Here is a 267-nt window from a genome sequence, read left to right on the forward strand (position 1 = left end):
TTGCACCCGGCATTTTTAGCGATTTGGTTTTTGTTGATGGCGACGAGCTCGAAGGCCGCTCGCGCGGTGTGCACCGACGGGTTTCGGACGTGAAGCCTGAAAGAAAGGAAGAAGCCGGTGGCATGGTCGACGACCGCGCTGGCCCAGAAGCGCGCCTGCGCTTTCTCGTAAGCCTCCTGCTCCTCCTCGGTGAGATCCTCCCAGACGTCTATGATCTTGAGAAGCGTGACGATGTCGAGGCGGCATTCGTCTGCTTCCACAAGGTCC

The 267-nt window shown here is 59.2% G+C and carries 1 protein-coding gene; it reads left to right on the top strand.

Annotated features, from left to right (window positions below; all coding sequences use genetic code 11):
- The coding region (locus AF337_RS43415; protein WP_160320380.1) for a hypothetical protein at positions 1 to 267 on the top strand (267 nt) is incomplete at both ends.

This window comes from Rhizobium ecuadorense (genome assembly GCF_001187535.1).
GTDB lineage: Bacteria > Pseudomonadota > Alphaproteobacteria > Rhizobiales > Rhizobiaceae > Rhizobium > Rhizobium ecuadorense.